Genomic DNA, 18,199 nt, shown 5'->3' on the forward strand with positions numbered 1-18,199 from the left:
TAAGCCCATGTTATCGATTTTTCCACTCTTCATGAGCTATCTGTACTCTCTTCCATAACTCGTCCCGTTCTTGATTACTATAGTTAACGAGCTGCTCTCCAAATACATCTCCTAAAACTTCAAGCCATTGTGATTTTTTAGTAATCTCCGTCTTCTCCAGGCCACTAATCCCAATTTTGTTCCACATGCAGCCTCGGAGTTCATTACTTCCTGTCGCATGCCTTTGCCTAATAAGAAACACATTAAACCAAGGGGAATCCGTTGAGCGACTATAATACTCATGTTTCGGCTTAAACTCTTCAAGATCTGTAACAACAGCAGGGTCAAAATCCACTCCAACAAATGAAGCTAGAGGATCATGTTCTAAGCGCCAACCATTCCTAACAACGTTAGACTCCATAACTTTATAACTTAATGGGGCTTGTTCATAAATACCAGGATGGAGTGGAAGAGGTTCATATGGCATATCCCCTAGTCCAACATCAATAATCCATATTTCTTCCTCCTGTTGTTCGTTCACTAAGTTGACAGTTAGCCCAAGGTGAAATGAATTAATACGAGGCTCGGCTCCTAATGGTTGGACTCCAGCTCGATGCAAAGATACTTTGTAGCCTAATGAACGGAGAAGAACGTAAAATGCTCCATTCAGGTGAAAGCAATAGCCACTTCTATGGTTTAAAATGAGTTGAACGGATTCTCTAAAATCTATACCTGCTGGCTTTCCTGCAAAAATGTCAACGGTTTGCCATGAAAGATTGTTCACATGAGCCTTATGCAGTTCAAATAAATAGGGCTTGGTAGGGGCCTGAATTTCTGCAATACCGATTCTTCTTAAATAAGCTTGTATTTCCTCTCTCGTCATCATATACATTCTTGTCACCTCTAATTTCTAAAAATCGCCTTTGGGAGCTGTTTCCTTCCGGAGGTCGTAGAACCATTGTAAAAGGGAAATATACTTCGTACAATGCAAAAAAGGAACAACTGTACCGGTATAGTTGTTCCTTTGAGTTCAGCGTGTCTATAGGATTACAGTCGCGGTGTATCACTCAGAGGAGTCCAAGTTTTTTTATGAATTAATTGTTGTGTAACAACTCTATATGTTGTAATATGGAAATCATTTTAAAAATTTATAGTTAGAAATGAAAAAATTACGAAATGTGGTGAAAGAAATTGTCTTCTGAAGCTCAAACAGAGATGATTGCCAAGAGCTATACAAAAAAAGGATTCAAAATTATTAAATTATATGGCTGGCTGCTGTCTTATCCTATGAAATATAAAGGGTACCTGTTTTTATTCATGATTTGCGGCTTCTTACTGTCACTTTATGAAATGGCATCCCCTAGGTTTATCCAGTATCTCATTGATGACGTAATTCCCGCCAAAGATACCAATAAGCTCATGCTGTTATTAGGCGTGCTAGCATGTATTTACTTCCTTCAAATTGCAATTGTATCGATTCGAAAATTGTTAGAACGAATATTTGTAGAAAAGGCTGTTCGTGACCTGCAGTTCTCCATCATAAACCAACTGCGCAGGCTCGGTTTCTCTTTTTATGAAAACCACCCGGCAGGTGGGTTGTTGTCATTGTTAAACACAGAAGTTGCTGCGGTTAGCAATCTATATCGAAATTATTTTCCGGAACTGACTGAAAAAATGATTTTACTTATCGTCGCATTCATTACCATGGTTGCTATTCATCCGGGTCTATGTTTGATAGCCATTCCGTGCTTTTTGGCTTACTACTTGTTTGGCCCTCGCTACGAACGGATCGCGACTTTACTAGGGTTGAAGTCGAGGGAATACGAGAAGGAATTTAACAAGAAAATGTACGATAGCATTTCGTCATTGTTAGAGTTAAGGGCCTTTCGGAGAGAAGAATGGAACTTGTCCCGTCTAACGGAGACACTGCAATTGCAAAACGATTCCCTGCGGGTTCAGTTCTATAACTACTATAAGAGAGCTGCAGCTAGAGGCATTTCGATTTCTACGGGGGCGCTCGCTGTATTTATTTATGGTTCGGTACTGATGCATAATAAAGAGATTTCGGTGGGGCAGTTTGTAGCTTTTACCTTTTATTACTTTTTATTTATGAGGGTGTTGGCTCGCATTACGCAAATGTTGATCGAACAAAAGATATTTATGCTTCAAGCGGAAACTGTATATGAGTTCATGACAAGGGAGCCTGATGTAAAAGAAGCGCAGACGTACTTAAGCGAGATACCGGATGTAAGAGGGGAAGTTGAGTTTGTCGGGGTTCATTTTGAGTACCCTGGAAACAGGAAGGTGATTCAAGATTTCCATCTGCATATCCGTCCGGGTGAACGAGTTGCGTTAGTCGGCACAAGTGGTAACGGAAAATCGACATTAATAAAATTATTGAGCAGGTTTTACGATCCTCAATTGGGTGACATTTTGCTTGATGGGGTTTCCATAAAGGAACTGCCATTTAGCCATTTAAGGGGGGCTATAGGCTATGTGTTTCAAGAAACTTATTTATTCGGAACGACCGTGCGTGAGAATATTCTCTTTGGCAAGCCAAGTGCGGCAGAAGATGAAATCATTTCAGCTGCAAAAGCTGCTAATGCGCATGATTTTATTATGCAGCTGCCGAGTGGATATGAAACGGCAATAGGCGAGAGAGGTGTTAAGCTTTCGGGAGGGCAGAAGCAGCGAATCGCAATAGCAAGAATGTTTATCAAAAATCCACAAATTGTTGTACTTGATGAAGCGACTTCCGCCTTGGATAACATTAGCGAACTTGAGGTGCAAAAGGCGCTGTATGCGCTGTTGAGAGGCAGGACGACGATTGCTGTAGCCCACCGTTTATCGACCATTGCCGATTATGATCGCATTATTGTGCTGGAACACGGGAAGATCGCGGAATCGGGAACATACGACAGCCTAATTAGCAAGAAAGGAATATTATACGAATTAGCGAATGCACATGGAGGGCTTGAGTGAAAAACATTAGATGGATTTGGGGCTATTATAAAAAATACAAATTCAGTTTCTGGTTAGGCTGCAGTATGCTCCTGACGTATAGTTGCTTCGGCGTGCTCATGACATGGATCCAAAAGCGAATCATCGATGATGTCTTTATGGAGGGGCATTATGAGCTGCTAGTGAGATACTTGATCATCTTTGTTCTGTCGTATGTATTATTTAATTTATTGTACCTGTATGGATTTAAATTTTTGCAAAGCTGCAATTATCGAATACACGGCGCCATTGTAAGTGATGTGATGAAGAGATTGTATAAACTGCCTGCCAAAAATATTCATAATGAGCGAACAGCCAAGTATGTGAATTATGTAACTGGGGACGTCGCGGAAATAATCCGTTTTTTGAACCATCAATTACCCGAGGGATTGTCTAATTTCATGAGTGTTATCGCTATTTCGATCGTAATAGGAATAACAAGTCCCGCTATTCTGCTGCTTGTTATTATTTTGGCTGCTTTTTACCTTGTTCTTGGGAAATATATCGGCAAACGAATTAATACATCAACCCATGAAACGAAGAAGCATAAAAGCGAGCTGCTCGTCCATATGGAAGAAGCCATTTCTTCAACGAGAGAAGTCATTGCGTTCCATAGAGGCGAGTGGGAGATGCGGAAAATGGACGGCGCGTTTCAGAATTATTACTCATCCCTTCTTAACGATTGGAAAGTGTTGAATAAAAAATTGATTCTAAGTGAGCCGGTGCATCGCTTTGCCGCTTTGGGGGTACTTGGATATGGCGGGTATCAGGTCATTCAGGGGGATTTATCGATAGGCGCATTTTTTATTGCCTTTCAATTAGCTGGCCAGCTGATGGGTTCGATCCACGGACTGTTTAACTTTGTTGTAGATGATCAAAAAAATTTCTCCGTACATGTCGAACGGTTGAATGAAGCTGTGCTTCTCACACGGTTTGAGGATGGACAAGCTCAGATAAAGGGGCCTGTCACAAGCATCAAGTTCCAGGATGTTCATTTTCGATATTCGGATGATGCTCCTCTCGTGTTGAATGGATTGTCTCTACAAATGGAAACAGGACAAAAGCTTGCATTTGTCGGGTCTAGCGGCGGGGGGAAATCAACGATCACACAGCTGCTGCTCCGGTATTATAGTCTAAGCCAAGGCGAGTTGCTTATAAACGGTGTGCAAATCAACCAACTTGCATTTGATTCCTGGATGGAACGGTGCGCTGTAGTGTTTCAGGAACCGTACTTGTTCCCGGATACAATTCGAAATAATATTTTGCTCGGACGAAATATCTCTGATGACATGCTGTATGAGACTTGCAAAGTCGTTAAAATTGACGGATTAATAAAGTCATTGCAGGACGGTTATGAAACGCAGCTTGGGGAAAGAGGAATCAACTTGTCCGGTGGGGAAAGGCAAAGAATTGCGCTGGCGCGGGCATTGGTTGGTAATCCGGAGATACTCATTCTGGACGAAGCAACATCTGCTTTGGATACAGCATTGGAAAAGGAGATACAACAAAAAATTGATGAGATCCGATCCCGGCAAACGACAGTTATTATTGCTCATAGATTGTCGACCGTTCAGAATGCAGACACTATCTTTGTTATAGATCGAGGAAAGGTTGCTGCACAGGGAAGACACTCGGAATTGTTAGAACGGAGCGAAAGATACAGAGAGTTGGTATACGCTCAAAGGGAAAATATGGAGTTGCAAAATATTTAGCGCAGCTTAACGCAAATCGGTGAAATGTAAATACGTCATGTCCATAGTAACCAAATGAAGCCGTACCTGCTTATAGGTACGGCTTTTTTACCGTTGATTGCTTCTGCTGTAAGTATCTTCAAGCTTCTTAGGGAACCCTATTACAAGGGCGGCAACGAAGCTGACATTTTGCTCATATTGGTCTTTTGCATTAATGCAGGTTGTATGTGAAAATACGATGTTGGAGAGTTTTTTCACAGTTACGATTATCGGCTTTATGGCCAAGAAGGATAGCAGAGAGGTGGATTTACGTGCAACAAATATTACAGAGTTTGATTAGTGTAACAAGTGATTTTCTTTGGTCTAAACTTTTGATCGTTCTTCTTCTTATTTGTGGTTTTTACTTCACATTCCGATCGAAATTTGTACAAATAGGCATGCTGAAGGAAATGTTTGTTGTTCTAAAAGAATCCAATGTAAGGTCAAAAGACAGCATCTCACCTTTCCAGGCATTCTGTATCAGTATGGCAGCCCGAGTCGGGACAGGCAATATTACGGGAATCGCGATTGCGATTGGTTTAGGCGGCCCAGGAGCTGTCTTTTGGATGTGGGTGATTGCGATCATTGGTTCGGCATCCAGCTTTATTGAGAGTACTTTAGCACAGGTGTATAAAGTGAAGGATAAGACAGGATTTCGCGGCGGTCCTGCATATTATATGGCATTAGGCCTAAACAAGCGTTGGATGGGAGTTTTATTTGCTGTGTTGATTACGCTGTCATTCGGCCTCGTATTTAACGCGGTCCAGTCAAACACGATTACCTTAGCCTTTGAAAATTCATTCGGCACAAATCGTTTAATGCTTGGACTTGTAATGACTGCTGCTTTTGCGGGTATAATCTTCGGCGGTATCAAGCGTATTGCCAAAATGTCCGAGTATATTGTAGTTACCATGGCCGTGCTGTACATCTGCGTTGCCCTATTCATTGTGCTGGCCAACATCACAAAAATGCCGGAAGTTCTGGAGCTTATTGTGAAAAGTGCGTTCGGATTTGAACAATTCGCGGGAGGGACTTTTGGTGCAATAATTTTGCAAGGCGTGAAGCGCGGTTTGTTCTCGAACGAAGCTGGTATGGGAAGCGCGCCGAATGCTGCAGCAACTGCAACCACTAGTCATCCCGTAAAACAAGGGCTTATACAAGCGTTCGGCGTGCTCACGGATACGTTAGTTATTTGTTCGAGCACAGCCTTCATTATTTTGCTATCCAATGCTTATAAGCAGCCTGGGCTGGATGGCATCCAACTGACACAAGCCGCATTAAGTGATCATATCGGTTCCTGGGCTTCCGGCTCTCTGGCCATTATGGTTTTCTTGTTTGCATTTAGTACGTTAATTGGAAATTATTTTTACGGAGAAACCAATATTGAATTTTTAAAGTCAAAGAAATCGGTGTTACTGTTTTACAGATGCAGTGTTCTGGCCATGGTTGTTTTCGGCTCTGTAGCAAAGGTTCAGCTGGTATGGGATTTGGCTGACTTATTCATGGGTTTTATGGTTGTTGTTAACTTAGTTGCCATACTTCTATTATCCAAAGTGGCCTTTGCCGCCTTGCATGACTACAAGCAGCAGAAAAGAGCAGGGAAAGACCCCGTCTTTTATAAAGACAGCATTAAGGGTTTAGATAACATTGAATGTTGGGACGACTCGCCTTCGAGCTCAGAAATGACAAGATAACGGATATATGGTTAGTTGGGGAGTTCCCGAGCCTGAAGCAGGCAGGGAGCTCCTTTTTTTTGTAGGATCCTTCACCGTATACCATTTCATCTGGGAAGGTCAGGCAAGCTTGATGCGGCTCGTGCTATTTTTTTTGAAAAAACATGCAATACACAGGTAAATTATCGAATTGTACTTCTCTGCTTAGAGTAAATCCAAATCTCCGATACAAATTTACATTTTCTTTATTCTCCGTATCCAGCGCGACTCCCTGCGATTTATTGTCCGCATTTACCGTATTCAACAGGTGCTGCAGCAAGGCTTTACCGATTCCCTTGCCCTGAGCCTTCGGATTTACTCCAATCATAATGAGGTAGTGATGCGCCAATAGGGGAGCAGCGGATCTGGTGATTCGCATATAGGAATTAAGGAGACTTAACGTTTTTCCGGGCATTTGAACAATCAATGGAATAAACCTCCCGATTAACAACAAGCCCCCTCCCATATTCTGAAGCTTGCTTGTGTGCGGCTTCTCCACGACGTAGGTACCAAGCAAGCTCTCATTCTCAAAAGCGCCCCAAACCTCTTCATGAAGCAAAAAACTTTTATCAAACATAAAGGATACAAAAGCTTTCACGCTGCTCCTTGCTTTCCTATCAACCTCTGAATTTCCAAATAAATGCAGGAATAAGGGGTCTTGAGAAAATGCCTGACTCATGAGTGATACGAATAAGGATTTATCTGACTTTTGCAGTTTCGATATTCTATCTGGCGTACTCATGCTTCCTCACCTGGGTTGTTTATGGCTTTTCCGTAATGATCAACGGCGAAGCTAAATAACACTTTAAGCATAAATAATAAGCAGGTGATCAACATATAAGGCTCTATATCCGGCAGCATCGGTATCCAGCCTAGGCCGACAGATAAGAGCAAGCCTGCAACAAATAGCTGTGAATGCTTTCCGATAAGAGCATTCACGATAAAAGCTCCTGCGATCGTATAAGCCCATACTCCTATTACATGCCAAACATTTGTGTTTAATAAAAGCGCAACAAGCACGATATGAAAGTGTATCGCAATGAATACGATTCGATTCGTTTTTCGTGCCGCATAGAAGTTGCTGGTTGAAGCTGTGAAATTGGCTATACAGCCGGAAAATATATCGAAAATGAGTAACAATGCCAAGGCGCTGCGCCACACCGGCAAATGGTCCGTAAGTTCAGGAAATATCAAATATAACGCCGTTGTCAGCAGTCCGCCAAAAAGCAGTATGGCCAGAATAGACCCTACACGCTGCCTTTCACCAAAAACATCATGCAAAAATGAAGGAATCCGTAACTGTTTCATTCAAGTGCACCTCCGATTAAAGTTATGTACTAAGTAGACTGTCTCTATCCAAAACAACTATAACTGTAATGATCAGATATTTCAATAGTTTTATACTTATTTTATTCATTCACTCTAAAACTTGAGTTGAACTGCTTGTGAGCTGGAGAAGATGAACATAATCTAACAAAATTACAGCTTGACCTTGCAGTATACTTCAACGTTTATGCTTTATCTATAATCAATTGCGGTTCTATATGACGGAGGACCGAGATGAAGTTGGAGGTAATGTATAATGAGAGTATTAGAGGTAATTGTAATCCTGGTCATCCTGGCAGCCGCAGGGGGAATTCTCTTTGGGAAAAGAGACCGACGGCTGAATGCAGCGTTGTTGTTGTCCGTGGTGTTGGTTGCTTTGCTGCATGGAATTATAGATCAGTTTCGCGTACAGATGGTTCCGGCCTACGCTGTGGCGTTGGTACTAATCATCGTATTGATCCGTAGACTGTTTAAGCCTCACAGCGAAGCCCGTTCTAAAGCGCTGTTGAAAAAGAGTCTGCTATCTATCGTAGTTTTGGCCGTTTCTGGTGTGTCTGTATATTTAAGTATGCTCCTGCCCGTCTTCTCCATGCCCGAGCCGACCGGCAGCTATGCGATTGGCACCATTTCCCGGCATCTCACGGATCAATCCCGTGGTGAAACCTTCAGTGCTGACCCTAACGACAAGCGGGAGCTCATGGTGAATGTCTGGTATCCGGTTGATCGGAGCAAGGCCGAAGGGAAGCCGGTGGAGCATTATCCTTCTGAACTGGGGGAAGCAATTAGTCTGGTGTTTGGCATACCCAAGCAGCTATTCAGTCATGTAACAGCGATTCCTACGCATGTTGTCAATGGGGCAGAGCTGTCTACGGCTAAAGCCAACTATCCGGTACTGCTGTTCTCGCCCGGCGTCCGTTCGACCCGGTTTCAGAGCATGACAGCCATAGAGGAACTAGTCAGTCACGGGTACATCGTTGTGGGTATGGACCATCCCTACACATCGGCCAAGGTCACATTTCCTGACGGCCGCGCTATTTTTTATGAACCGGAACCTAAGTTTCCGACAGCGGCAGAGCTTTACGAGAATAACGTAAAGGGTGTTGGGATTCGCGCAGCAGATGCCCGATTCGTACTCGACATCATTACGCAATGGAACACGAAGGACCCTAACGGGCTGTTCGAAGGCAAGCTGGATCTCGATCATGTCGGAATATTTGGACACTCCTATGGCGGGGCAACGACTGCAGAGGCACTGGCGCAGGACAAGCGATTCAAGGCAGGCTTAAGCCTAGAAGGTGGATTCTGGGGAAGTGTTGCCCATACCGGCTTGCAGCAGCCATTTATGTATATAATGTCCGGCGGCACCGCCGAGAGCCTTGATCCATCGACCACGAAGAAGGACAAGGTATTTTATGAGGAATTTGCCCCCGATCTGAAATCGGTCATGACGAAAAGCACAAATGATACCTACTATTTGACCGTCGATCATTTTATTCATCAGAGCTTCACGGAGATAGCGCTGCTGTCCCCGTCGCTTTTTGCCAAGAATATTGACCCTGTGCATAATATCGATATTACCAGATCCTATGTAAGAGCCTTCTTCGATCAATATTTAAAAGGGAACAGCCGGCGCTTCTGGAGGGTCCATCACCTGAATATCCCGAAGTGAAGTTTGACAAGGTATACACGAAAAAGAGAATGCAAACGGAATAAAGACGTTAAAAGACTGGGGGAACAGGCATGGAAGGAATGACACGCGGTGAACTGGCAAAGCGAACCGGGTTAAGCACGGCAACCATTCGCTACTACGAGGAGAGTGGCATTCTGCCTGCTCCCCAACGGATAGCGAATGGGTACCGGATATATATGGATGATTATCTGGTGAAGATTAAGTTCATCAAAGATGCCAAATCATTAGGTTATTCACTAAAGGAAATCCAAGAAGGGCTGCAAATGCTCAGTCAAGACATGGAGGCGGAGACATTACAGGGATTAGTACGCGATAAGATCTTTGAGATTGATGAGAGAATTAAATCGCTGCATTCCATACAAACGATGCTTGCAGGATTGCTTCAGACACCTAAGAAGACATTCATAACTACATGCAATCGTTTCGTAATTCGGATGAGTAAGCGACGGAATTGGATATAGGAAGCCGGGCGCGCTGTCCCTCCACTCGGCCTTATTCAGCTTGGCTGCGGAGGGGGTCGCTTTCGGATCCGCTTTGGTCAGGGGTATACCCCTGCTATCACTTTGTCTTTTGGGTTACGGTACCTTTCACATCACCAATCTTTATTTTTCCGTTTCCGGATTGTGTAATCATGGCGTCCTTCCCCACATGGTCGATATCCAGCGTCCCGTCTCCGACATCAATGACAGCCGATCCGTCCACATGAGCTACCTTGATGTGTCCATTGATATTATCAATTTCGATGTCCGAGGTGATATCATGGAGGTTCAAATCCCCATCTCTGCTATTTATATTTAGAGGTCCCTTCGTATTTAATACATCAATATTTCCGTTTACATTATCGATCTTTACTTCGGATGACATATCCGATACCCGAATATTGCCGTCCTTGTGGGACTTGATCTCAAGCTGGAGATGCTTCGGAACCTTAATCTGAAGATTAACGGAGCCTGAACCCATGGAGAGAAACTGGCCCTTAAACGAAGCATCCAAATATGCAGTGTCTTCTCGCCCCTGCAGGTCCAGCTTTAGTTTATCCTTGTTGATATGATTAGAGCTTACATGAGCCGTAACTTGAATGACATCAGAGTCCGTATTTCCTACAATCTCAATTTCTCCATTTTTGTTGTCAATGAGAAGTTTCTTGAGATCGCCTACCTGTAACTTAAGCTCTTTTGCGCCCATTGGTTCCTCTTTTGCACCACATGCAGCAAGAACAAACAGCATTGATAATACGATTAAGCATCGCAAACCCTTCATATTCTCTCCCCATTTCAGATGTGTAGGTAAAGGCAGATCTATATTACTGTACAGCCGTCATTTGTTTCTTAGTTAGGTCACATCGCGGTTTACAAATAAGGGGTACGATATCAAATGCATCACCATGAGATGGATGGCGACAAGGATAATAGAGAATCCAAAGGTTATTCCCTCAATCGATGGATTGCCAAATACAAATGGGGTGAAATCAGTATGGGAAAACACAAAGTATTTGGTCCAGGACCAGCCATTCATTGCGATAGCGATAACGAATCCGGCTACCGAGATGAGAAGGGAAATGACAATGGAGAACGTCGTGCTTCGAAAAGCGGCAGAAATCATAAACGCCAATGTGATCGTGAGCAGCATGTACGGGATATTGAACAAATATCCTCCGAGTAGAGCCTGTATCATGGAAGCTTCTCCTACGGTGTTGTTTTTCACATACAGATAGGAATCTCCTAATCCACCAAAACCGAACAGAAGACCGCCCAATAGAATGGATAAGAGTATACCGACCAATAATAGAAAGAGTCCGAAAAGAATAGCGGTCATATATTTGGAGAAGTAGATCTTGGTACGGCTGACCGATCGTGTTAATAACAGCTTAATCGTCCCAGATACGAACTCGGCGGCGACGATTTCACCTGCGATAATGATGGAAATGAGGGAAACGGCCACGATCAGATTACTAACCTGATTCACCGCAAAATTCCATGCATTTGTTGTGGGTGCAATACCCTTATCAAGATAATATTGATTCAGTAAAATGTTTTTCTCTGCTTGTTTAATCTCAATTTTTAGTGCATCTGTCTTTGCCGCCTCTTGCTTATAATGGGTATTCTCTTGTTCAAGCTGCGCTCTCCAATCCTTACTAAAGGTGTTTCCGGACGCTTTTAGATTTACAATCTGGAGCAAGACGAAGAGCACCACAAACGCGATCATGACCCATGTGCGCTTCCTCTTATAGATTTTCATGTTTTCGTTGAGAATGAGCATGTTCAATGTTCTTCGCCTCCCGTAATTTCAATGAATTTGTCCTCAAGTGTCCTCTTTATGGTGTTGACGCCGAACACCTTAATTCCTGCATCCATAAGCTTTTGGTTAATTTCAGGAACACGAGCTTTGGGAATGCGTACCCGTACCCGTTCTTGGTCTTTGATGATTTCCGCACCAGACATTAAGGATTGTAGAACCTGTACAGCCAGATCGGGACGATCGACTTCAAACTGGACCTGAGCGAGTTCATCCTGCACCAGATCCGACAGGTTATGGATGCCGACCAACTTCCCCTTTTGCAAAATCGCGACTCGGTCACACATCATCTCCATCTCGGACATCAGATGACTTGAGATTACGACACCAACCTCTTCTTGCCGCGCCAAATTTATCAAATGCTCCCTTAGTTCGCGGATTCCAGCCGGGTCTAGACCATTTGTGGGTTCATCAAGAAGGAGCAGAGAAGGCCTATGCACGAGCACGACGGCAAGGCCCAGGCGTTGCCGCATGCCAAGGGAATAGGTCCCGACTTTATCGTTAATGCTGTGCTCCAATCCGACTAAACCAATGACTTCCCGAATTCTTTGTTCTGTCACGCCTTTGGTCATTCTGGAGAAATGAACCAAATTGTCATAACCGGACAAATACTTGTACAAATCGGGGTTTTCGACAATGACACCCACATGCTTCATTGCTTTTTCAAAATGAGTACGTGTGTCGATTCCATTAATTAACACTTGGCCGTCGGACTTGGAGATTAAACCGACGGTCATGCGAATCGTGGTTGTTTTCCCCGCTCCGTTCGGACCCAAGAGGCCGAGGATTTCTCCCTTTTGCACATCTAACGATAAATGGTTTACAATTACTTTGTTTCCAATTTTTTTGGTGAGATCACGAATTTGCAGCAGCGACAATGATTATCACTCCATTCTTTTGAATTTCATCCGATCCAACATCAAGCTACCAAACGGTTGTCATAATGCACAGTTACAAAGCGTCATAACCTTGATATGACAGGGAATAATGGGTTGCTTAAGGCCGTCTGTCGCCATTTCATTTTTTTGATGATCGGAGTTGCACGCATGCACCTTATAAAAAAACAAGGCTCTTGGCAGGATTGGGCTATGCTCACAATCCGCACATTATGGGTAGTAGCTGTTATTATTTTCATGTATCAGGATAAACCAAATTTTCCTTTTGGAATGGTGTTGGTTGCTCTCCTGGTTTGCAACTCTGTTCCTTTTTTATTTGTGCGGAAAAATTATGCCCATTATCTTGCAGCAGAATGTTTACTTGCTGGTGGCTTGTCGCTTATTCTTGCGTACCACTATGAATTGCTGCGCTTATTTCCTCCTGTCCTTTTTACGATAGCATTCTATAGCCGGGGCAAATCGCATTTGCTCTCCCTGCCCATTGCTGTAGTCCTGTTTATTTTAAGCGCACAAGGAGCTGCTTTTGTGTCGTCATCCTCGCATCCTTTTTGGCAAAGCTTAACCGATGCACTCTTTTTCTATGGGGTTAGCTTTGCACTTCAAAAAGGTGCGGCGGCCATCAATGGCATTAAACAAAAGCTTACGGTGATTAACGAGCAATATAGCATTCTAGAGCAATATTCTTCGCAAATTGAAAGAATGACGCTGCTGGAAGAAAGATATCGCATGGCTCGCGAAATGCATGATACGATTGGATATAGCTATACATCGTTGATTCTAGGAATGGAAACATTACGACCTCATATTCATTCAAACGAAGGCGAAGTAAAGCTGCTGGGAATGCTGGAACTGGCAAGAACCGGATTACAAGATATTCGCCGTCAAGTGCATCAAATGGATCCTATAGAAGATGCTCTACCTCTGGATCGGGCCTTAATACAACTGATAGATGATTTTAAGTCCAATACTGGCGTCCGCCTTTTCTTCCGCACGATGGGTGAACCCTATCCTGTGATGAAGCAGGCCAAGCTTGTCTTGTACCGTTGTCTGCAGGAGTCTCTAACCAATGCGAGTCGGCACGGTCAGGCGAGCTCCATTCAGGTTATTCTTCAGTATGATCCTGCTCAGGTGATGCTGCAGGTGCAGGATAATGGAAAGGGCAAGGAACAAATTCAATATGGATTTGGGCTTACGGGCATGATGGAGCGTCTCTCTGCGCTGCAAGGCAAGCTCTATATCGATTCGAAGAGAGATGAAGGTACGATGGTCATTTGTACCATTCCGAATCAGACGAATGAAGGCAGCCAGCAGATTAGGATCTTATTGGCGGATGATCAGCCGTTGATTCGTGAAAGTTTGAGGCTGCTGTTAGGGGAGGAAAAAGATTTTCAAGTACGGGTTGCTGGAACCGGAAATCAAGCGATCGATCTATGTGAGAAGGATAAACCGGATATTATATTGATGGATATCAACATGCCGGAAATGGATGGTATGGCGGCCACAAAAATGATTAAGGAGACATGGCCGGGCATTCGTATCATTATGATAACAACCCTGGAGGATATCTCTTATGCAGCGGAGGCTCTTCGTCTGGGAGCGGAGGGGTACTTGCTGAAATCTATCCATCCCAAAGAATTGGCGGCGACCATACGGTTAATATATAGCGGAGGTACGATGATTTCGCAGGATGTGGCCCATCAATTGTTCCAACATCAGAATGTGATTACAGCTCTTAATCCATATGATTTAACCGAGCGGGAACTGGATGTACTCCATGGATTAACCGAGGGACTTCGAAATAAAGCTATCGCTCAAAAACTATATCTATCCGAAGGCACGATCAGAAACTACATTTCTTCTATTTATTTGAAGTTACAGGTCGCAAACCGCGATGAGGCGGTAGAGAAGACAAAAAATGAACACTTATTTCGTAGTTGATGGAGAAAGTGATATAGCACATCCAGTCGATCCATGGGTAATATTTAGCGATACGATAAAGTTGTTTGTTTCAGTATATGGTATCATTGCTTTGATGAAAGAAAAGAAGTCTTGTTATTGATGGTTTACATGTAGCCACTAATCAAAAGCAATCTACCTAATGACGCTAATAAAATTCTTATCTATTAGAATTAACAATAACGAATGGAGGACATAAATGATGTCTAATTTTCCAAATTGCCCAACATGTAATTCAGAATATACTTACGAAGATGGAAGTCATTTTGTTTGCCCAGAATGTGGTCATGAGTGGACTTCAGAATTAGAAACTGAGAATAGTGAAGATAAAAAGATTATCAAAGATGCAAATGGAAATGTCTTAAACGATGGTGATTCTGTAACAGTAATCAAAGACCTTAAAGTAAAAGGAAGCTCATTAGTCATAAAAATAGGTACAAAAGTAAAAAACATACGATTGATTGATGGAGATCATGATATTGATTGTAAAATTGATAGTTTTGGAGCTATGAAATTAAAATCTGAATTTGTTAAAAAGATATAAATGCGGCTTTAATGCAACAGAATGAATTTGTATGGGAATGCCTTTGAAATGGAGGGATTCCCTTGTTAATTGGAATTTATGGAAATTGAATTTAAATGAAGACCATGAACTCTATTATAGAGCATGGTCTTATTTTTGCATTTCAACCAATCCGGCTTGAAGTGTTGTGATATGCTCGTTTCAAAAATAATGGACTAGGCTACCGGAGGGGGAAGATCCGGACAAAGACAGGCTCTTCACATTGTTATTGCGCTGTGTACCCACCGTCGACGAGTAGGCTCGTTCCGGTAATGAAGGAGGCATCGTCGCTCGCCAGGAAGAGAACCGCTTTCGCCACTTCCTCCGGCATGCCGAGCCGCCCCATCGGATGGAGGCCGACAAGATGAGCAGTAATCGCTTCAGTACGACCTGCAATGAGCGACGTGTCAATATAACCAGGACAAACCGCATTGACGCGAATACCTTCTTTGGCATAGTCAATGCCTAATGTTTGGGTCAGCAGCTTGACGCCGCCTTTGGCCGCTGCATAGGCAGTTACGCCACCCTTACCGGCGTGGCTATGAATAGAGCCGCAATTGACGATTGCTCCTCCCGTCCCCTGCGAAAGCATCTGTTCAATGGCATATTTGTCACATATAAAGACGCCCGACAAATTGATGTCGACCGTTCTCTTCCATGCATCGACACTGAGCAAATGGGCTGGAGCATCATTCGCAATACCCGCATTCGCGAATAAAATATCCAGCTTGCCGTATTTGCTTACTGTTTCAGCGATCATATGCTGCACGTCCGCTTCTTTCGTAACATCTGTTTTCACGAACAAAGTGTCCAAGCCATTCGCATTAAGCTGCTCCGATAACGCTTGACCTTGATCTGAAAAATCGGCAATAACGACCTTGGCCCCTTCGGCCGCGAACAAGCGGACGGTCTCTGCTCCGATCCCGCTTGCTCCGCCTGTTACAATAGCTACTTTATTAGAGAATCTCATCAGATAAACCTCCGCTGCTTGATGTATGTAATCTTTGAAAGAACGCTTCATTTTATTCCTTCGTCTCTTGTCGGGCAAGCTCCTTACGTACGATTGGTGCGACCCTGGTGCCGAGCAGCTCGATGGCACGCATGGTTTCACGGTGCGGCATCGTGCCGACATTCACATGTAGGAAAAACCGAGTAACCCCTAAATTTTTGCGCAATAGAATAATCTTTTCCGCCACATATTCAGGATCGCCGACATAGAGGGCCCCCCGAAGGCTGCGTGCGTCATCATAAGTTGCGCGGTCGTAACGCTGCCCCCAACCTCGCTCACTCCCGATGACATTCATTTGGGCCTGTGTTGAAGGAAAGAATAGATTAGCAGCCTGTTCGGTTGTTTCTCCGACAAATCCATGTGAATGGGTCGCAATCAACAGTTTTTCAGGATCGTGTCCCGCCTGTGCGGCTGCTTTTTTATAGAGAGCGACTAACGGAGCGAAATTCTCAGGCATTCCACCGATAATGGCGAACGCGATCGGTAAACCCAGCATTCCTGCACGAATAGCAGACTGGGGGCTTCCGCCGCTAGCGATCCACACCGGCAGAGGGTTCTGAACCGACCGGGGATAGACACCAAGGTTATCGATAGCAGGACGATGACCGCCGCGCCAAGTCACCTTTTCCAAGGATCTGATCGCAAGCAGCAGCTCCAGATTTTCCTCGAACAATTCGTTATAATCATCCAGACTGTATCCGAAAAGCGGAAAGGATTCAATGAACGAACCTCGGCCCGCCATAATCTCAGCCCGGCCGTTAGAGATGCCATCTAGGGTGGAGAAAGCTTGATACACACGAACCGGGTCGTCTGAGGACAGCACGGTAACGGCACTCGTGAGCCGTATCCGCTTGGTCATGGCAGCAGCAGCTGCTAGTACAACAGCGGGCGAGGTGCCTGCGTAATCGGGTCGATGATGTTCCCCAATTCCATAGACATCAAGACCGACCTGATCGGCCAGAACGATCTCCTCAATCGCATTGCGCAGCCTCTGGGCATGGCTAATGACCTCTCCTGTCACTGGATCCGGTGTGGTCTCCAAAAATGTACTAATTCCTATTTCCATATTGATTGCCGAATCTGCCATTGTGATTCGCCTCCTTCATTACCTATAGTTTACTCGTTTTTTTATAGTTTCTCAATTATAGTAAGTTGTTATCGAGACGAAGTATAGAGAATTAACATAAATGAAAGAAGAGCTAGTGTGATAAGGGTTTCTCCTTGATTTATTTGGTTTATTTATTAGGTTATAATTAGCATTAATTAATGAAGAAGCATCCGAATACATGTAGGGGGTGAAGCATAATGGCTAAATCAATCGTAGAAAAGCTGAATCTACAAAAGTACGATCAAGTAGCAGTATTAGACAAACCTGAAGGAACAGATTATTTTGCAGAGTTGACGGGCTATGATACTACGCTCAAGAATCGCGCGTATGATCTCATATTTGCTTTTGTGTTAGATATGGAGTCATTAAAGGAACTAGTTGAACATGTGATTAAACATGAGCATCTCCATAAAAATGGCTATCTTTTTGCGGCATATCCTAAAAAGGGAAACAAAGTCTACCCAACATTTATTCATCGTGATGACTTGCTTGCGGGTCTAGGCAGCGATGAGAATGGATATATCGGGACAAGCAATATTAAATTTGCACGTATGGTAGGACTGGATGATGTCTTTACAGTTGTTGGGCTAAAAGAGGACGCTGGGAGCAAAGATCGAACTTCTTCACAATCAAGTCAACGTGTAGATGACTATATCTCCCTAATTCCAAGTGTAGAAAAGGATTTGGAGGACACTCCAGAGCTGCTTAACATGTACCAATCGCTTACCCAAGGGTATCGCAAAGATTGGGCACGGTATGTCTATAGTGCTAAACAAGAGGAAACAAAAGCAAAGCGACGAGAAGAAATGAAGCTGATTCTTCAGGCGGGTTATAAGAGTCGTGAGCTATATCGCAAAGAACAATCCTAGCCCAAATAAACCAACCTAGTAAAGCCTCACTGCGGGTTTGGCGAATGGGCAAGCATTTTTGAACTCA

Annotated in this window: 17 protein-coding genes; 9 read left to right on the forward strand and 8 right to left on the reverse strand. The window is 43.7% G+C overall.

Going from position 1 to position 18,199, the window contains the following annotated elements; genetic code table 11:
* Positions 1–10 precede the first annotated feature (10 nt).
* Positions 11–871, reverse strand: coding sequence for an arylamine N-acetyltransferase family protein (locus tag EKN16_RS23720; protein WP_125662968.1), 861 nt, complete (start codon positions 869–871; stop codon positions 11–13).
* Positions 872–1,194: 323 nt separating this feature from the next.
* On the opposite strand from EKN16_RS23720, the gene EKN16_RS23725 reads away from it, so the two are divergent.
* From EKN16_RS23725 to EKN16_RS23735, 4 genes are all read left to right on the forward strand, one after another.
* Positions 1,195–2,961: an ABC transporter ATP-binding protein gene (locus EKN16_RS23725; protein WP_125662970.1), complete on the forward strand. Its 1,767-nt coding sequence runs from the start codon at positions 1,195–1,197 to the stop codon at positions 2,959–2,961.
* Positions 2,958–4,691 (forward strand): ABC transporter ATP-binding protein, encoded by a 1,734-nt coding sequence (locus tag EKN16_RS23730; RefSeq protein WP_125662972.1) that lies wholly within the window; start codon positions 2,958–2,960, stop codon positions 4,689–4,691. The genes EKN16_RS23725 and EKN16_RS23730 overlap by 4 nt, the downstream gene beginning before the upstream one ends.
* A gap of 193 nt (positions 4,692–4,884) precedes the next feature.
* A complete protein-coding gene (locus tag EKN16_RS33545) occupies positions 4,885–5,010 on the forward strand; it encodes a hypothetical protein (protein ID WP_260182432.1) in 126 nt (41 codons plus the stop codon).
* Positions 4,982–6,403, forward strand: a complete 1,422-nt coding sequence (locus tag EKN16_RS23735; RefSeq protein ID WP_125662974.1) for an alanine/glycine:cation symporter family protein — start codon at positions 4,982–4,984, stop codon at positions 6,401–6,403. The genes EKN16_RS33545 and EKN16_RS23735 overlap by 29 nt, the downstream gene beginning before the upstream one ends.
* Positions 6,404–6,527: 124 nt before the next feature.
* Here the strand turns inward: EKN16_RS23735 and EKN16_RS23740 are convergent, their stop codons facing one another.
* Positions 6,528–7,163 carry a GNAT family N-acetyltransferase gene (locus tag EKN16_RS23740; protein WP_125662976.1) on the reverse strand — a complete coding sequence of 212 codons (636 nt, stop codon included), beginning with the start codon at positions 7,161–7,163 and terminating at the stop codon, positions 6,528–6,530.
* Positions 7,160–7,729 (reverse strand): hypothetical protein, encoded by a 570-nt coding sequence (locus EKN16_RS23745; RefSeq protein WP_125662978.1) that lies wholly within the window; start codon positions 7,727–7,729, stop codon positions 7,160–7,162. The genes EKN16_RS23740 and EKN16_RS23745 overlap by 4 nt, the downstream gene beginning before the upstream one ends.
* 274 nt (positions 7,730–8,003) lie before the next feature.
* On the opposite strand from EKN16_RS23745, the gene EKN16_RS23750 reads away from it, so the two are divergent.
* Both EKN16_RS23750 and EKN16_RS23755 read left to right on the forward strand, forming a co-directional pair.
* Positions 8,004–9,416 (forward strand): alpha/beta hydrolase family protein, encoded by a 1,413-nt coding sequence (locus EKN16_RS23750; protein ID WP_232015977.1) that lies wholly within the window; start codon positions 8,004–8,006, stop codon positions 9,414–9,416.
* Between the two features lie 71 nt (positions 9,417–9,487).
* Complete coding sequence (locus tag EKN16_RS23755; protein ID WP_125662980.1) at positions 9,488–9,898, forward strand: MerR family transcriptional regulator; 411 nt, start codon at positions 9,488–9,490, stop codon at positions 9,896–9,898.
* Positions 9,899–9,995: 97 nt separating this feature from the next.
* On the opposite strand, the gene EKN16_RS23760 is transcribed toward EKN16_RS23755, so the two are convergent.
* The 3 genes from EKN16_RS23760 to EKN16_RS23770 all read right to left on the reverse strand — a co-directional run bounded on the left by EKN16_RS23760 (position 9,996) and on the right by EKN16_RS23770 (position 12,610).
* Positions 9,996–10,664, reverse strand: coding sequence for a DUF4097 family beta strand repeat-containing protein (locus tag EKN16_RS23760; RefSeq protein WP_232015978.1), 669 nt, complete (start codon positions 10,662–10,664; stop codon positions 9,996–9,998).
* A 105-nt stretch (positions 10,665–10,769) separates the two neighbouring features.
* Complete coding sequence (locus EKN16_RS23765) at positions 10,770–11,675, reverse strand: ABC transporter permease (RefSeq protein WP_232015979.1); 906 nt, start codon at positions 11,673–11,675, stop codon at positions 10,770–10,772.
* 23 nt (positions 11,676–11,698) lie between these two features.
* Positions 11,699–12,610: an ABC transporter ATP-binding protein gene (locus EKN16_RS23770; RefSeq protein WP_125662986.1), complete on the reverse strand. Its 912-nt coding sequence runs from the start codon at positions 12,608–12,610 to the stop codon at positions 11,699–11,701.
* A 168-nt stretch (positions 12,611–12,778) separates the two neighbouring features.
* Here EKN16_RS23770 and EKN16_RS23775 point away from each other — a divergent pair, with 168 nt between their 5' ends.
* Positions 12,779–14,566 (forward strand): helix-turn-helix transcriptional regulator, encoded by a 1,788-nt coding sequence (locus tag EKN16_RS23775; protein ID WP_125662988.1) that lies wholly within the window; start codon positions 12,779–12,781, stop codon positions 14,564–14,566.
* Positions 14,567–14,786: 220 nt separating this feature from the next.
* Complete coding sequence (locus EKN16_RS23780; protein ID WP_125666599.1) at positions 14,787–15,128, forward strand: zinc ribbon domain-containing protein YjdM; 342 nt, start codon at positions 14,787–14,789, stop codon at positions 15,126–15,128.
* A 244-nt stretch (positions 15,129–15,372) separates the two neighbouring features.
* Here EKN16_RS23780 and EKN16_RS23785 read toward each other — a convergent pair whose 3' ends face one another.
* Entirely contained in the window at positions 15,373–16,116 is a 744-nt protein-coding gene (locus tag EKN16_RS23785; RefSeq protein ID WP_125666601.1) for an SDR family NAD(P)-dependent oxidoreductase, read from the reverse strand.
* 52 nt (positions 16,117–16,168) lie between these two features.
* Positions 16,169–17,242, reverse strand: a complete 1,074-nt coding sequence (locus EKN16_RS23790) for an LLM class flavin-dependent oxidoreductase (RefSeq protein ID WP_179955563.1) — start codon at positions 17,240–17,242, stop codon at positions 16,169–16,171.
* A 218-nt stretch (positions 17,243–17,460) separates the two neighbouring features.
* On the opposite strand from EKN16_RS23790, the gene EKN16_RS23795 reads away from it, so the two are divergent.
* Positions 17,461–18,132, forward strand: coding sequence for a YdeI/OmpD-associated family protein (locus tag EKN16_RS23795; protein ID WP_125662990.1), 672 nt, complete (start codon positions 17,461–17,463; stop codon positions 18,130–18,132).
* The last annotated feature ends 67 nt before the right edge of the window (positions 18,133–18,199 follow it).

It is taken from the genome of Paenibacillus baekrokdamisoli, from assembly GCF_003945345.1.
GTDB lineage: Bacteria > Bacillota > Bacilli > Paenibacillales > Paenibacillaceae > Paenibacillus_Z > Paenibacillus_Z baekrokdamisoli.

Bases quoted from the DNA above. Each gene is read 5' to 3' on its own strand.
- EKN16_RS23720 (WP_125662968.1), bottom strand. From the start codon at position 871: ATGTATATGATGACGAGAGAGGAAATACAAGCTTATTTAAGAAGAATC.
- EKN16_RS23725 (WP_125662970.1), top strand. From the start codon at position 1,195: ATGATTGCCAAGAGCTATACAAAAAAAGGATTCAAAATTATTAAATTA.
- EKN16_RS33545 (WP_260182432.1), top strand. From the start codon at position 4,885: ATGCAGGTTGTATGTGAAAATACGATGTTGGAGAGTTTTTTCACAGTT.
- EKN16_RS23740 (WP_125662976.1), bottom strand. From the start codon at position 7,163: ATGAGTACGCCAGATAGAATATCGAAACTGCAAAAGTCAGATAAATCC.
- EKN16_RS23745 (WP_125662978.1), bottom strand. From the start codon at position 7,729: ATGAAACAGTTACGGATTCCTTCATTTTTGCATGATGTTTTTGGTGAA.
- EKN16_RS23750 (WP_232015977.1), top strand. From the start codon at position 8,004: ATGAGAGTATTAGAGGTAATTGTAATCCTGGTCATCCTGGCAGCCGCA.
- EKN16_RS23755 (WP_125662980.1), top strand. From the start codon at position 9,488: ATGGAAGGAATGACACGCGGTGAACTGGCAAAGCGAACCGGGTTAAGC.
- EKN16_RS23760 (WP_232015978.1), bottom strand. From the start codon at position 10,664: ATGCTGTTTGTTCTTGCTGCATGTGGTGCAAAAGAGGAACCAATGGGC.
- EKN16_RS23765 (WP_232015979.1), bottom strand. From the start codon at position 11,675: ATGAAAATCTATAAGAGGAAGCGCACATGGGTCATGATCGCGTTTGTG.
- EKN16_RS23775 (WP_125662988.1), top strand. From the start codon at position 12,779: ATGCACCTTATAAAAAAACAAGGCTCTTGGCAGGATTGGGCTATGCTC.
- EKN16_RS23780 (WP_125666599.1), top strand. From the start codon at position 14,787: ATGTCTAATTTTCCAAATTGCCCAACATGTAATTCAGAATATACTTAC.
- EKN16_RS23785 (WP_125666601.1), bottom strand. From the start codon at position 16,116: ATGAGATTCTCTAATAAAGTAGCTATTGTAACAGGCGGAGCAAGCGGG.
- EKN16_RS23790 (WP_179955563.1), bottom strand. From the start codon at position 17,242: ATGGCAGATTCGGCAATCAATATGGAAATAGGAATTAGTACATTTTTG.
- EKN16_RS23795 (WP_125662990.1), top strand. From the start codon at position 17,461: ATGGCTAAATCAATCGTAGAAAAGCTGAATCTACAAAAGTACGATCAA.